Annotated in this window: 11 protein-coding genes, 1 pseudogene and 1 other annotated feature; all 12 genes and pseudogenes read left to right on the forward strand. The window is 38.7% G+C overall.

The window, feature by feature from the left end; translation table 11 throughout:
* The first annotated feature begins 3 nt into the window (after positions 1–3).
* The 12 genes and pseudogenes from ezrA to pepF all read left to right on the forward strand — a co-directional run bounded on the left by ezrA (position 4) and on the right by pepF (position 14,797).
* Positions 4–1,731 carry a septation ring formation regulator EzrA gene (ezrA, locus tag QM911_RS01600; protein ID WP_414312899.1) on the forward strand — a complete coding sequence of 576 codons (1,728 nt, stop codon included), beginning with the start codon at positions 4–6 and terminating at the stop codon, positions 1,729–1,731.
* Between the two features lie 286 nt (positions 1,732–2,017).
* Positions 2,018–3,412, forward strand: a complete 1,395-nt coding sequence (gene pgdA, locus QM911_RS01605; RefSeq protein ID WP_414312900.1) for a peptidoglycan-N-acetylglucosamine deacetylase PgdA — start codon at positions 2,018–2,020, stop codon at positions 3,410–3,412.
* Between the two features lie 88 nt (positions 3,413–3,500).
* Positions 3,501–3,631 (forward strand) — a sequence feature (ribosomal protein L20 leader region).
* A gap of 15 nt (positions 3,632–3,646) precedes the next feature.
* On the forward strand, positions 3,647–4,177 hold the full coding sequence (gene infC, locus QM911_RS01610; protein ID WP_000848177.1) for a translation initiation factor IF-3: 531 nt from the start codon (positions 3,647–3,649) through the stop codon (positions 4,175–4,177).
* Between the two features lie 32 nt (positions 4,178–4,209).
* Positions 4,210–4,410 (forward strand): 50S ribosomal protein L35, encoded by a 201-nt coding sequence (gene rpmI, locus QM911_RS01615; protein ID WP_001125942.1) that lies wholly within the window; start codon positions 4,210–4,212, stop codon positions 4,408–4,410.
* 50 nt (positions 4,411–4,460) lie between these two features.
* Positions 4,461–4,820 (forward strand): 50S ribosomal protein L20, encoded by a 360-nt coding sequence (gene rplT, locus QM911_RS01620; protein WP_000124830.1) that lies wholly within the window; start codon positions 4,461–4,463, stop codon positions 4,818–4,820.
* A gap of 57 nt (positions 4,821–4,877) precedes the next feature.
* Positions 4,878–5,264: a VOC family protein gene (locus QM911_RS01625; protein WP_371607433.1), complete on the forward strand. Its 387-nt coding sequence runs from the start codon at positions 4,878–4,880 to the stop codon at positions 5,262–5,264.
* 109 nt (positions 5,265–5,373) lie between these two features.
* Positions 5,374–6,045, forward strand: a pseudogene (locus QM911_RS01630) (B3/4 domain-containing protein).
* Positions 6,046–6,162: 117 nt separating this feature from the next.
* Positions 6,163–9,264, forward strand: a complete 3,102-nt coding sequence (locus tag QM911_RS01635; RefSeq protein WP_414312901.1) for a DNA polymerase III subunit alpha — start codon at positions 6,163–6,165, stop codon at positions 9,262–9,264.
* A gap of 81 nt (positions 9,265–9,345) precedes the next feature.
* Positions 9,346–10,353 (forward strand): 6-phosphofructokinase, encoded by a 1,008-nt coding sequence (pfkA, locus tag QM911_RS01640; RefSeq protein WP_414312902.1) that lies wholly within the window; start codon positions 9,346–9,348, stop codon positions 10,351–10,353.
* Between the two features lie 66 nt (positions 10,354–10,419).
* Complete coding sequence (gene pyk, locus QM911_RS01645; RefSeq protein ID WP_178894771.1) at positions 10,420–11,925, forward strand: pyruvate kinase; 1,506 nt, start codon at positions 10,420–10,422, stop codon at positions 11,923–11,925.
* Between the two features lie 94 nt (positions 11,926–12,019).
* Positions 12,020–12,976 (forward strand): competence protein CoiA, encoded by a 957-nt coding sequence (locus QM911_RS01650; RefSeq protein ID WP_414312903.1) that lies wholly within the window; start codon positions 12,020–12,022, stop codon positions 12,974–12,976.
* Between the two features lie 18 nt (positions 12,977–12,994).
* Positions 12,995–14,797: an oligoendopeptidase F gene (pepF, locus tag QM911_RS01655; protein ID WP_414312904.1), complete on the forward strand. Its 1,803-nt coding sequence runs from the start codon at positions 12,995–12,997 to the stop codon at positions 14,795–14,797.
* The last annotated feature ends 5 nt before the right edge of the window (positions 14,798–14,802 follow it).

Raw genomic sequence — 14,802 nt, forward strand, 5'->3', positions numbered from 1 at the left:
GATATGTCTGATAATCTGTTGATTATTACTATAATTGCAATCGCGGCTCTTCTGATTATTGCATATGTTGTGGCAATTTTGTTACGCAAACGCAATGAAAAGAAGCTCGCAGTATTAGAAGAAAGAAAGGAAGAGTTGTATAACCTTCCAGTTAACGATGAAGTAGAAGCTGTTAAGAATATGCATCTGATTGGTCAAAGTCAGATTGCATTTAGAGAGTGGAATCAAAAATGGGTAGACCTATCACTCAACTCATTTGCGGATATTGAGAATAATCTGTTTGAAGCAGAATGTTACAATAATTCATTTCGCTTTTTGAAAGCTCAACATAAAATTGATCAAATTGAAAGCCAGATTACCCTTATCGAAGAAGATATTGCTTCCATTCGAAATGCTTTGGCAGATCTAGAAAAACAAGAATCAAAAAATAGTGGTCGTGTCTTGCATGCTTTAGATTTATTTGAAAGCTTACAGAAGACGGTCGCTGAAGATTCTGAGAGATATGGTCGATCACTTCCTGAAATTGAAAAACAATTGGAGAACATCCAATCAGAATTTTCTCAATTTGTGACGCTAAACACTTCAGGAGATCCAGTTGAAGCAGCAGGAATTCTGGATAATGCTGAAAACCATATCCTAGCTCTGACACATATCGTAGAGAGAATTCCAGCAATTGTTGCTAAACTGACGACTGAACTTCCTGATCAACTGGAAGATTTAGAGGCTGGCTACCGTAAGTTGCTTGATGCCAACTATAACTTTGTAGAAACTGACATTGAATCACGTTTGCAGTTGTTGTATGAAGCTTTGAAAAATAACCAAGAAAATATTAAAAAATTGGAATTGGACAATGCTGAATATGAAAATAATCAGATTCAAGAAGAAATCAATGCTCTCTATAATATTTTCACACGAGAGATTGCTTCTCAAAAAGTTGTTGAAAACTTGTTGGCAACACTTCCAACCTATCTTGACCATTTAAAAGACAACAATCAAGTCTTGGTGAAAGATATTGAGCGTTTGAGCAAGACCTACTTGATGGCAGAGAGTGATGTAAATCATGTTCGTCGTCTTCAAGTGGACTTAGATTCCCTAGAAGTTACGATTAGAGATTTGACCTCAGAACAAGAGGAATATTCAGAGGCTTACTCTGTATTAGAAGAACGTTTAGAAAATGTTCAAGCTACTTTGAAAGAAATTGAAGATGATCAAGTTTCAGTGAGCGAACGTTTGATACAGATTGAAAAAGATGATGTTAATGCACGTCAAAAGGCAAATGTTTACGTCAATCGCCTCCACACAATCAAGCGCTACATGGAAAAGAGGAATCTTCCAGGAATTCCACAGAATTTCTTGAAATTGTTCTTTGCTGCTAGCCATAGTACAGAGGATTTGATGGCAGAGTTAGAACAGTCACAAGTCAACATTGAGTCTGTTAATCGTATCCTAGAAATCGCATCACATGATATGGAAGTTTTGGAAACAGAAACATATAGTATTGTGCAATATGCTACCTTGACAGAGCAATTACTTCAATATTCTAACCGTTACAGATCATTTGATGAAGGGATTCAACAAGCCTTCCACGAATCTTTAGAAATCTTTGAAAATGCCTTTGATTATCAAGCGTCTTTTGAAAAGATTTCCCAAGCTTTGGAAGTTGCTGAACCAGGAGTAACAAACCGCTTTGTTTCCTCATATGAAAAAACAAGAGAAATCATTCGATTTTAATCATCTTCGCGTCAAAGTTTGACTGCTAATAAGAGTGGGACAGAAATCGATAGACAAAGTCTCGATTTCGTCGTCCCACCTCCGCACAGTTGAGTAGGGCTGTAAAAGTTGATGAAATCAGCGTAGTAGAGCCCACTCAACCACTGCGTCTTGCTCGACAATCCAAAGAAAATTGAGAGGCTAGGACTTTTGTCCCAACCTCTTTCTTTTACCTTTCTTTTTCGAAAAAATGGACATTTTCCTATTTATCATTGAAATTATAGTTTATATTTGATATGATAAGACTATGACAAGAAATAGAAAAAAACGTAAAACAGTTGAAGATAAGAAGCAAAGAAATTTATGGATAATAGTGGCTTTGCTTTTTTTTACAATGGTGACTTTGCAAGGCATCATAACTTATAAGGTAGCGAATAAAAAGGTTTTTGAGGAAAAAATAGAAGCACTGAAAAAAGAAAAAGATGATTCCTATTCACAAGGAAGTCAGAAAGATCATTTTCGTAAAGGGCAGGCAGAAATCATCACCTACTATCCTATGACGGGGGACAAGGTCATTAGCTCTGTTCAGGATATTATTATAAAAGATATCACGGATAAGGTAGAAGATAAAGAACATTTGATTTTTTACTACTCTGAAAAAGATTCTTCTTCCATCAAGGGTGTGGAGAGTCATCTTGTGAAAAAACAGGCCTATGACTTGAGTGATTCTACTGTTGTTGAATTAGAGAACACGTCATTAGATCAGCTTTATCTTAAGGAAGATGGGACTCTGTTTACTTTAGATCAGTTATTTACTGATGCTAGTAAAGCCAAGGAAAAGATTCTTGAAGATATCAAGTCAACACTCCAAGATAAAAAGCTCGAACAAGCACTTGTCGATCAAGTAGTAGCCGATTTTTCAGCTGCAGAATTATCAACTTGGAAGTTTGCTTACAAAGATAGTCAACTGGTCTTATATCCAGTTAAACAAACTAATAATGTAGAAGAAATAGCTTTGCCTATTTCAGACTTCTTTGATGTTATCCAATCGTCCTATCTAACTGAAAATGATGCAGAACTTTATAAGAAGGCTCAGGCTGAGAAAAATAAAAAACTAGTAGCTCTTACCTTTGATGATGGACCGGACGGAAATACAACTCCACAAGCTCTAGATATTCTAGCCAAGTACAAGATCAAGGCAACCTTTTTTGTACAAGGAAAAAATATTGCAGGTAATGAAGCTATCCTCAAACGTATGCAGGCTGAGGGGCACGAAGTTGGAAACCATAGTTGGAACCACCCGGTTTTAACAAAACTATCATTGGAAGATGCTAAGAAACAGCTCACAGATACTGAAGACGCTATTACAAAAGTTCTTGGGAAAAGCTCTAAATTGATGCGTCCACCATACGGTGCTATTTCAGATGATATTCGCAATAGTCTTGATTTAAGCTTTATCATGTGGGATGTGGATAGTTTGGATTGGAAGAGTAAAAATGAAGCGGCGATTTTTACAGAAATTCAGCGGCAAGTAAGTAATGGATCTATCGTTTTGATGCATGATATTCATCAAACATCTGTTAACTCACTACCCAAAGTAATTGAGTATCTACAGGGACAAGGCTATAGTTTTGTGACTGTATCAGAACTACTCAACACTCGTTTGAAGCCACATGAGATTTACTATTCTCGTAACCAGTAAGTTCACAGTCGGCAACTATTTAGAAAAAATTAAAAAAAGATAGTTTTAATCTTGACAAGTAGGGGAAAACTTGATATTATATAAAAGTTGAGAAAAGCAGAAGTGAGAACTTCTCGCCTTGCGACTAACGTTGTCTGGCCCCTACGGATCAAGTTTCAGAAATGAAATACAATCATGTAGTGCGGGTTTGCGTTAGCAAGTCCGCTCTTGTTTTTCTCTAAACTAAAAAAAGAGGTGAAAACCATAGCAAAGCAAGACTTATTCATCAATGATGAAATTCGTGTACGCGAAGTTCGTTTAATCGGTCTTGAAGGTGAGCAATTGGGTATCAAACCACTAAGCGAAGCGCAAGCACTTGCGGATGAAGCTAATGTGGACTTGGTTCTCATTCAACCTCAAGCTAAACCTCCTGTTGCAAAAATTATGGACTACGGCAAGTTCAAATTTGAGTACCAGAAGAAACAAAAAGAACAACGCAAAAAACAAAGCGTTGTGACCGTGAAAGAAGTTCGTTTGAGCCCGGTTATTGACAAGGGTGACTTCGAAACTAAACTTCGCAATGCTCGCAAATTCCTTGAAAAAGGAAACAAAGTGAAGGTATCTATTCGCTTTAAGGGGCGTATGATTACCCATAAAGAGATTGGTGCAAAAGTTTTAGCCGAGTTCGCTGAAGCAACTCAAGATATTGCTATCATTGAACAACGTGCTAAAATGGATGGACGCCAAATGTTCATGCAATTGGCGCCAGCAACTGACAAAAAATAATTGTCAGAAAGTTAAATAAAGGAGAAAAAATCATGCCAAAACAAAAAACACACCGCGCATCAGCTAAACGTTTCAAACGTACAGGTTCTGGTGGACTTAAACGTTTCCGTGCTTACACTTCTCACCGTTTCCACGGAAAAACTAAAAAACAACGTCGTCATCTTCGTAAAGCATCTATGGTGCATTCAGGAGATTTCAAACGTATCAAAGCAATGCTTACTCGCTTGAAATAATCGCGTATTTGTAAGTAAAGAATTCTAGGAAATATTTGGAGGAAATATAAATGGCACGTGTTAAAGGTGGCGTTGTATCACGCAAACGTCGTAAACGTATTTTAAAATTAGCAAAAGGTTACTATGGAGCTAAACACATCTTGTTCCGTACTGCAAAAGAACAAGTAATGAACTCTTACTACTATGCATACCGTGACCGTCGTCAAAAGAAACGTGACTTCCGTAAATTGTGGATCACACGTATCAATGCGGCAGCTCGTTTGAACGGACTTTCATACTCACAATTGATGCATGGTTTGAAATTGGCTGAGATCGAAGTTAACCGTAAAATGCTTGCTGACTTGGCTGTTAACGATGCAGCAGCTTTCACAGCTCTTGCAGATGCAGCTAAAGCAAAACTTGGTAAATAATTATTCATAAGACTGGTGCAAGTTTGTCCCAGTCTTTTTTAAACAAAGGAGAAAAAAATGGCTTCAAAAATGCTACACACATGCTTGCGAGTAGAAAATCTTGAAAAATCAATTGCTTTTTATCAAGATGCTTTTGGATTTAAGGAATTGCGTCGCAAGGATTTTCCAGACTATGCTTTTACGATTGTTTATCTTGGACTTGAAGGTGATGATTATGAGTTAGAGTTGACTTATAACTATGATCACGGACCTTATGTTGTCGGTGACGGTTTTGCTCACATCGCCCTAAGCACACCTGATCTTGAGGCTCTTCACAAAGAACATAGCGACAAAGGCTATGAAGTGACAGCACCTAATGGACTTCCAGGGACTCAACCAAACTATTACTTTATCAAAGATCCAGATGGATACAAGGTAGAAGTAATTCGTGAAAATTCATTATAGTTCCTATCGAGTAGCTTGTATGCTACTCGTTTTTTTAATTTGTAGTAGAATGAAAGAAAAAGAATAGAGCAAGGTCAGGGAAGTTTATGTAAAAGATGATTTTTGGCACCTGTTTCCAGATGCTCAAATCAGTGTATTGGTGGAAAAAGTTCTCAACAATACTATTGATGAGAGTGAAGATCCATATTTTAAAACTTTACTAGATGAAGGAACAAAAAAGCACGGATTTTTATACCAGATGAAAATTTCACTCAGAATGAGGTGAGTCAAGAATGGCATCAGGCATTCACTTAATTCAAAACCAAAAAATGTGCTCGTTCTTCTCTTGAAGCTTTATTAAAGCGTGTGAGTCAAGGAAGAGAATGTAATCCAATAAATCCTTTGGTAGATATCTATAATAGCGTTTCACTTTCTTACGCAGTACCTTGTGGGGAAGAGGATTTAGCTAAGATTGTTGGTGACTTCTTGGAAGAGCACGAAGGAATGAATCCTTCTTCCACTAGGGTCTGAAAGTGATGCTTCTGCATTAGCTGATGAAATGATTTATTTTGAAGAATAAGATACGGTTTGTCGCTGTTTAAACTGGCGTGAAGCCCAAAGAACCATGTTAACGCAAGAAACCAAAGATGCTATTTTAGTCATTGAAGCTATCAATGAAGAGCAGGCATCACGAGCTCGGGAAGCAATGCTAGAACTACATACTAAAATTGGTAAATATTTCGGTGTCAGTGGTAAGATTAGCCACTTAACAACTACAAATCCTATCTTGGAAATAGATTGATAAGTGGGAATCACGGTTAATTCAACTGTGGTTCTTTTTTCTTCAAGGGAAGAAAGAAATTGTTTTTCTATTTTTTAAAATGGTATAATATAAGGAGAAAAAGGGAGGTGATAGCGAGTGATTGCACAACTTGATACAAAAACGGTTTATAGTTTCATGGAGAGTATGATTTCCATTCGGAAGTATGTTGATCAAGGAAAAGCATACGGCTACTCAGCACTTGGAATCATGGATGTTGACAATCTATATGGAGCTTATTATTTTATCAAAGAGTGCCAGAAACAGGAGATCCAGCCTGTATTAGGTCTTGAGGTGACCGTTCATCATAAGGAGGAACTCGTCAACCTTCGATTTTTAGCCTTGTCAAATCATGGCTATCGAAATCTCATGAAGCTTTCGACTCTAAAAATGACAGGTAAAAAGGAATGGACTGATTTTTCTACTTATCTAGAAGATGTTTGTGTTATTGTTCCCTATTATTCTGCAATTGATTCCTTGGACTTAGGACATGACTATTATATCGGAGTGTATCCAGATACACCTCAGTCGAATTTTTCTCACCCCATTCTCCCACTTTATCGTGTTAATTCCTTCGAATCTGAGGATTTAGAAACGCTTCAAATGCTCAAGGCGATTAAGGAAAATGTGACCTTGAGAGAGGTTGATGTTCAATCTCAACAGGGCTTGTTTTTGCCAGCTGATCGTCTAGAACAGGCTTTTCTTGAAAAGTTCCCAATCGCTCTGGAAAATCTTGCAAAATTGACCAAGGATACTTCCTACGAGATTGATAGTAGTCTCAAACTTCCACGTTTCAATCCAGAGAGACCTGCTGTTGAAGAACTTCGGGAACGAGCTATTCAGGGTCTGAAGCAGAAAGGGTTATGGAATCAAGATTATCAGGCTCGTTTAGAAGATGAGTTATCTGTGATTCATGACATGGGATTCGATGATTATTTCTTGGTTGTCTGGGACCTCTTACGTTTCGGTCGTTCTCAAGGTTATTATATGGGAATGGGACGCGGATCCGCAGTTGGAAGTTTAGTGGCCTACGCTTTAGATATCACTGGAATTGATCCTGTAGCTAAAAATCTTATCTTTGAACGCTTCTTGAATCGTGAACGCTACACCATGCCAGATATCGATATTGATATTCCAGATATCTATCGCCCTGAGTTTATTCGTTATGTTCGTGACCGTTATGGTAGTATCCATGCTGCGCAGATTGTCACCTACTCAACCTTTGGTGCTAAACAGGCCGTCCGAGATGTTTTTAAACGATATGGTGTTCCCGAGTACGAGTTGACATCCATAACCAAGAAAATTGGTTTCAAAGATACCTTGACAACCGCCTATGAAGGCAATCTAGGATTTAGACAACTGATTCAGAGTAAGATTGAGTACCAAAAGGCTTTTGAAATTGCCAAAAAGATAGAAGGCTATCCTCGACAGACCTCTATCCACGCTGCTGGTGTCGTGATTAGTGATAAAAATCTAACGGATTATATCCCTCTTAAGTATGGTGAGGATATGCTCATTACCCAGTATGATGCCCATGGAGTTGAAGGAAATGGCTTGCTCAAGATGGATTTCTTGGGCCTACGAAACCTAACCTTCGCTCAAAAAATGCAGGAGCTCTTATATGAAACTCAAGGTATTTTACTAAGGATTGAGGATATTGACCTTGAGGATAGGGAAACATTAGCCCTCTTTGCAGCTGGAAAGACCAAGGGGATTTTTCAATTTGAACAACCTGGAGCTATCCGTTTATTGAAACGAGTGAAGCCACAAAACTTTGAAGAAGTAGTAGCAACAACTTCTTTAAACCGACCAGGTGCGAGCGACTATATTGATAACTTTGTGGCTCGAAAACATGGTAAAGAAAAGGTAACAGTTCTGGACCCAGTTTTGGAAAATATTTTAGCTCCAACTTATGGAATTATGCTTTACCAAGAACAGGTTATGCAAGTGGCACAGCGTTACGCTGGTTTCAGCCTTGGGAAGGCCGACATTTTACGTCGTGCCATGGGGAAAAAGAATGCAGCTGAGATGCACCGAATGGAGGAAAGTTTCATCCAAGGAGCACTCGAAAAAGGTCATGGAAAGGAACAGGCTCAGCAGGTTTTTGCTGTCATGGAAAAATTTGCTGGTTATGGTTTCAACCGATCACATGCTTATGCTTATGCGGCTTTAGCCTTCCAGCTTGCTTACTTTAAAACACATTACCCAGAAATCTTTTATCAAGTCATGCTCAACTATGCCAGTGGAGATTATATTCTCGATGCCCTTGAAATGGGCTTTGAACTAACACCACTCTCTATCAATACAATTCCGTATTTGGATAAATTGACAGACAAGACTATTTACTTGGGACTTAAGAGTATCAAGGGGATGCCTCGAGATTTTGCCTATTGGATTTTAGAGAATCGTCCTTTTAGTAGTGTCGAAGATTTTGTCACTCGCTTGCCTAAAAATTATCAGAAGTTGAGTCTTTTAACTCCCCTAGTCGAGATTGGTTTATTCGATAGTTTTGAAAAAAATCGCCAAAAAATCTTATCCAACTTACCTACTTTGTTCATTTTTGTGGAAGAATTAGGTAGTTTATTTGCGGATAATAGCTACAATTGGCTTGAGAGTGAGGATTTTACGCAAGTCGAAAAGTTTCGTAAGGAACAGGAGTGGCTTGGAGTCGGTATCAGTCCGCATCCCTTACTGATTTTAGCAAAGAATCCCCTCTATCCAATTGTGAGTTTGTCTGAACTATCTGAAGGACAGACAGCTACAGTACTCGTTGAGATAGAATCCATTCGTGTCATTCGTACTAAAAATGGTGAAAACATGGCTTTTCTGAAAGTTAGTGATAGTAAAACGAAGCTTGAAGTCACAGTTTTTTCTGACCAGTATCGTCAATTTAACAATCTCTTACATGAAGGAAGATTTTACTACCTTAATGGAAAAGTGCAGGCAAGAGACGGTCGCCTTCAGTTAGTATTAAATAATCTAAAAGAAGCAGTGAGTGAACGATTTTGGATTCAGGCTGCTGATCATGAACATGATTCTGAAATTTATCATATTTTAGAACAATACAAGGGACAAATTCCAGTCATTATTCGCTACGAAAATGAACAAAAAAATGTTCTTTTGCCGGGCTATTTTGTTGCAAAAGATGTTAGTTTGCAGGAATCTTTGAGTCAAATAACTATGAAAACGATTTATCGTTAAAAATCAATGAAAATAAAAGAATTTTAACTTTAATTATGGTATAATCAGTTAGAATGTTAAAAGAAAAAGGAGCAAAACCAAATGAAACGTATTGCTGTTTTGACTAGTGGTGGAGACGCCCCTGGTATGAATGCTGCCATCCGTGCAGTAGTTCGTCAAGCAATCTCAGAAGGAATGGAAGTTTTTGGTATCTATGATGGATACGCAGGTATGGTTGCCGGCGAAATTTATCCACTTGATGCTGCTTCAGTGGGAGACATCATTTCACGTGGTGGTACTTTCCTTCACTCTGCTCGTTATCCTGAGTTTGCAAAACTCGAAGGTCAACTTAAAGGGATTGAGCAGTTGAAAAAACACGGTATCGAAGGTATCGTGGTTATCGGTGGTGACGGTTCTTATCACGGAGCTATGCGCTTGACTGAGCATGGATTCCCTGCTATCGGACTTCCAGGAACAATCGATAACGATATCGTAGGTACTGATTTCACAATCGGATTTGATACTGCAGTTACAACTGCAATGGATGCCATCGATAAGATTCGTGATACCTCATCAAGTCACCGTCGTACTTTCGTAGTTGAAGTTATGGGACGTAATGCTGGAGATATCGCTCTTTGGGCTGGTATTGCCACTGGTGCTGATGAAATTATCATCCCTGAAGAAGGCTTCAAGATGGAAGACATCGTAGCAAGTATCAAAGCTGGATATGAACACGGTAAGAAACACAACATTATCGTTTTGGCAGAAGGTGTTATGTCAGCGGCTGAATTTGGTCAAAAGCTAAAAGAAGCTGGAGATACAAGCGACCTTCGTGTAACTGAACTTGGTCATATCCAACGTGGTGGATCTCCAACTGCTCGTGACCGTGTATTGGCGTCACGCATGGGTGCACACGCTGTTAAACTTCTTAAACAAGGAATCGGTGGTGTCGCTGTTGGTATTCGCAATGAGAAAATGGTTGAAAATCCAATTCTTGGAACTGCAGAAGAAGGAGCTTTGTTTAGCCTAACAGCTGATGGTAAGATCGTTGTTAACAACCCTCACAAAGCTGACCTTGAACTTTCTGCTTTGAACAAGAGCTTGTCATAATCAACTTTAACTAAACTGGTAAAATGACCATAAAAGGTCAAATTATATAAAGGAGTCACAAAAATCATGAACAAACGTGTAAAAATCGTTGCAACTTTGGGTCCTGCGGTAGAAATCCGTGGTGGTAAAAAATTCGGTGATGACGGATACTGGGGTGAAAAACTTGACGTTGAAGCTTCAGCTAAAAACATTGCTCAATTGATTGAAGCAGGGGCTAACACTTTCCGTTTCAACTTCTCACACGGTGACCACCAAGAACAAGGTGACCGTATGGCAACTGTTAAACTTGCAGAAAAACTTGCGGGTAAAAAAGTTGGTTTCCTTCTTGATACTAAAGGACCAGAAATCCGTACTGAATTGTTTGAAGGTGAAGCTAAAGAGTACTCATACAAAACTGGTGAAAAAATCCGTGTTGCAACTAAACAAGGTATCAAATCAACTCGTGAAGTGATTGCTTTGAACGTTGCTGGAGCTCTTGATATCTATGATGACGTTGAAGTTGGTCGTCAAGTATTGGTTGACGATGGTAAACTTGGTCTTCGCGTTGTAGAAAAAGACGATGCTACTCGTGAATTCATCGTTGAAGTTGAAAATGACGGTGTTATCGCTAAACAAAAAGGTGTTAACATCCCTAACACTAAAATTCCTTTCCCAGCTCTTGCTGAACGTGATAACGCTGATATCCGCTTCGGTCTTGAACAAGGTATCAACTTTATCGCGATCTCATTCGTACGTACTGCAAAAGACGTGAACGAAGTTCGTGCAATCTGTGAAGAAACTGGTAACGGTCACGTTCAATTGTTCGCTAAAATTGAAAACCAACAAGGTATCGATAACTTGGATGAAATCATTGAAGCTGCTGACGGTATCATGATCGCTCGTGGTGACATGGGTATCGAAGTACCATTTGAAATGGTTCCAGTTTACCAAAAAATGATCATCACTAAAGTGAACGCTGCTGGTAAAGTTGTTATCACTGCAACAAACATGCTTGAAACAATGACTGAAAAACCACGTGCAACTCGTTCAGAAGTATCAGATGTATTTAACGCTGTTATCGACGGAACTGATGCTACAATGCTTTCAGGTGAGTCAGCAAATGGTAAATACCCACTTGAGTCTGTTCGTACAATGGCTACAATCGACAAGAACGCTCAAACTCTTCTTAACGAATACGGACGTTTGAACTCAGATTCATTTGAACGTAACTCTAAGACAGAAGTTATGGCTTCAGCAGTTAAAGACGCTACAAACTCAATGGACATCAAATTGGTTGTAACTCTTACTAAGACTGGTCACACAGCACGTTTGATCTCTAAATATCGTCCAAATGCTGATATCTTGGCATTGACATTTGACGAATTGACAGAACGTGGATTGATGTTGAACTGGGGTGTTATCCCAATGTTGACAGAAGCTCCATCATCAACTGATGATATGTTCGAAATTGCTGAACGTAAAGCAGTTGAAGCAGGTCTTGTACAATCTGGTGACGATATCGTTATCGTTGCAGGTGTGCCACTTGGTGAAGCAGTTCGTACTAACACAATGCGTATCCGTACTGTACGTTAATCTAATATTAAAAAACCTATCATATCAGGCTTTCTAGCTTGTGTGATAGGTCTTTTTTCTTATCCTTTTCGAATAAAGTAGAAAAGGAGGTTTTATGTTTTTAGCTAGAGATGGAAATGGGAGGCTAGTCAATGCCTTGGAGGATGAACTAGTCAAGCAAGCTTATTATTGTCCGGCTTGTGGAACGAGTGTCCGCTTGAGGAAAGGAAAAAACGTGAGAAGGCATTTTGCGCATGAAAGTCTCAAAAAATGTGATTTTTTTCATGAAAATGAAGGACCAGAACATTTGGAAAATAAGGTGGCACTTTTTAATTGGGTTAAGAAAGATGCTGAAGTAGAGATGGAATATCCCATACCTGAACTGAAGCAAATCGCAGATATCTTTATCAACAAGCAACTAGCTCTAGAAATTCAGTGTAGTCCCATTTCTTGTGAACTTTTACGGGAGAGAAGCAATGGTTATCGAAGTTTGGGAATTCAAGTTCTTTGGCTACTAGGAGAAAAGCTCTGGCTAAAAGAGCGACTAACTCAACTTCAGAGAGATTTTCTTTACTTTAGTAATAACATGGGCTTTCATCTTTGGGAGTTAGACCATAAAAAACAGGTTTTGAGACTCAAGTACCTCCTTCATCAAGATTTGAAAGGGAAACTCCATTATCAAGTCAAGGAATTTTCTTATGACAAAGGGAATCTTCTAGAAATATTACGGACTCCTTATCAGCAACAAAATATTATCACTTTTTCGGTCGAACAAGATAAGAACATTTGTCGTTACATTCAAAAACAACTCTACTATCAAAATCCCTATTGGATGAAGCAACAAGCCAAGGCCTACTTGAGAGGGGAGAACCTTTTGAATCTGAAGAATCAGGACTGGTATCCTCAAGTAAGGCCGATAGAAAATGATTCTTTTTGTCAAATTAAACAGGATATTAGTGATTATTATCGCAACTTTCGAATTTATTATCAAAAAAATCCTCAAACTGAGTTACAAAAGCTCTATCCACCTGCCTTTTATCAGCATTATTTCTCGAAAAATATGGTAAAATAGAAAGGATGGAGGAAACTTATGGTATTACAACGAAATGAAATCAATGAAAAAGATACATGGGATCTATCAACGATCTTTGAAACAGACCAAAAATGGGAAGAAGAACTCGCCCTTTTAACAGAAGATACAAAACAAGCAGCTAGTCTTGAAGGACATCTCTTGGATAGTGCAGAAAGTCTTCTTGATATTACAGAGCGTTATCTGGAATTGAGTCGTCGTCTTGAAAAACTCTATGTCTATGCACATATGAAAAACGACCAGGATACACGAGTTGCTAAATATCAAGAATACTATGCAAAAGCCATGACTCTTTATAGTCAACTTGATCAAGTCTTCTCTTTCTATGAGCCTGAATTTATGGCTATAACAGAAGAGCAGTATCAAAACTTTTTAGCAGAAGAACCAAAACTCCAGCCTTATAAACACTTCTTTGATAAACTCTTGCAAAATAAGGACCATGTCCTTTCACAACGTGAAGAAGAGTTGCTTGCAGGTGCTGGTGAAATCTTCGGTGCAGCTAGTGAAACCTTTGCTATTTTAGATAATGCAGATATCGTCTTTCCATATGTTCAAGATGAAGATGGAAATGAAGTTCAATTGTCACACGGCGTTTATATGCGCTTGGTAGAATCTAAAAATCGTGAGGTTCGTCGTGAAGCTTATGAAGCCCTCTATGCTACTTATGAGCAATACCAGCATACTTACGCTAAAACCTTGCAGACCAATGTTAAAGTGCAAAACTATCGTGCTAAGGTTCGTAATTACAAGAGTGCGCGTGAAGCTGCTCTTGCGGCAAACTTTGTGCCAGAAAGTGTTTATGACAATTTAGTATCTGCTGTTCGTAAGCACTTGCCATTATTGCATCGTTATTTGGCTCTTCGATCAAAAATCCTTGGTATTCCAGACCTCAAAATGTACGATGTCTATACACCATTGTCTTCAGTGGAATACAGCTTTACTTATGAAGAAGCCTTGAAGAAAGCAGAAGATGCTTTGGCAGTTCTTGGTGAGGATTACTTGAGCCGTGTTAAACGTGCCTTCAGCGAACGCTGGATTGATGTGTATGAAAATCAAGGCAAGCGTTCAGGTGCATATTCTGGCGGTTCTTATGATACCAACGCCTTCATGCTTCTTAACTGGCAAGATAACCTGGATAATCTCTTTACTCTTGTACATGAGACTGGACATAGTATGCATTCTAGCTATACGCGTGAAACTCAGCCTTATGTGTACGGAGATTACTCAATCTTCTTGGCAGAAATTGCTTCAACTACTAATGAAAACATCCTGACAGAAAAATTATTGCAAGAAGTTCAAGACGATGCAACACGCTTTGCAATTCTCAACAACTTCCTAGATGGTTTCCGTGGAACAGTCTTCCGCCAAACTCAATTTGCTGAATTTGAACATGCTATTCACCAAGCTGATCAAAATGGTGAAGTTTTGACAAGCGAGTTCCTAAACAATCTCTATGCTGACTTGAACCAAGAATATTATGGTTTGAGCAAGGAAGACAATCCTCAAATCCAGTATGAGTGGGCCCGAATCCCGCATTTCTACTATAACTACTATGTCTATCAATATTCAACAGGCTTTGCAGCAGCTTCAGCTTTGGCTGAAAAGATTGTTCATGGTAGCCAAGATGATCGTGATCGCTATATCGACTACCTCAAAGCAGGGAAGTCAGACTATCCACTCAATATCATGCGAAAAGCTGGTGTTGATATGGAAAAAGAAGATTACCTCAACGATGCCTTTGCAGTCTTTGAACGCCGTTTGGATGAGTTTGAAGCCCTTGTTGAAAAATTAGGATTGGCATAAGGCAT

Source organism: Streptococcus infantis (assembly GCF_047460825.1).
In the GTDB taxonomy this organism is placed as follows: Bacteria; Bacillota; Bacilli; order Lactobacillales; family Streptococcaceae; genus Streptococcus; species Streptococcus infantis_V.

Coding starts and splice junctions, on each gene's coding strand:
- ezrA (WP_414312899.1), top strand. CDS start 4: ATGTCTGATAATCTGTTGATTATTACTATAATTGCAATCGCGGCTCTT.
- pgdA (WP_414312900.1), top strand. CDS start 2,018: ATGACAAGAAATAGAAAAAAACGTAAAACAGTTGAAGATAAGAAGCAA.
- rpmI (WP_001125942.1), top strand. CDS start 4,210: ATGCCAAAACAAAAAACACACCGCGCATCAGCTAAACGTTTCAAACGT.
- rplT (WP_000124830.1), top strand. CDS start 4,461: ATGGCACGTGTTAAAGGTGGCGTTGTATCACGCAAACGTCGTAAACGT.
- QM911_RS01625 (WP_371607433.1), top strand. CDS start 4,878: ATGGCTTCAAAAATGCTACACACATGCTTGCGAGTAGAAAATCTTGAA.
- pfkA (WP_414312902.1), top strand. CDS start 9,346: ATGAAACGTATTGCTGTTTTGACTAGTGGTGGAGACGCCCCTGGTATG.
- pyk (WP_178894771.1), top strand. CDS start 10,420: ATGAACAAACGTGTAAAAATCGTTGCAACTTTGGGTCCTGCGGTAGAA.
- QM911_RS01650 (WP_414312903.1), top strand. CDS start 12,020: ATGTTTTTAGCTAGAGATGGAAATGGGAGGCTAGTCAATGCCTTGGAG.
- pepF (WP_414312904.1), top strand. CDS start 12,995: ATGGTATTACAACGAAATGAAATCAATGAAAAAGATACATGGGATCTA.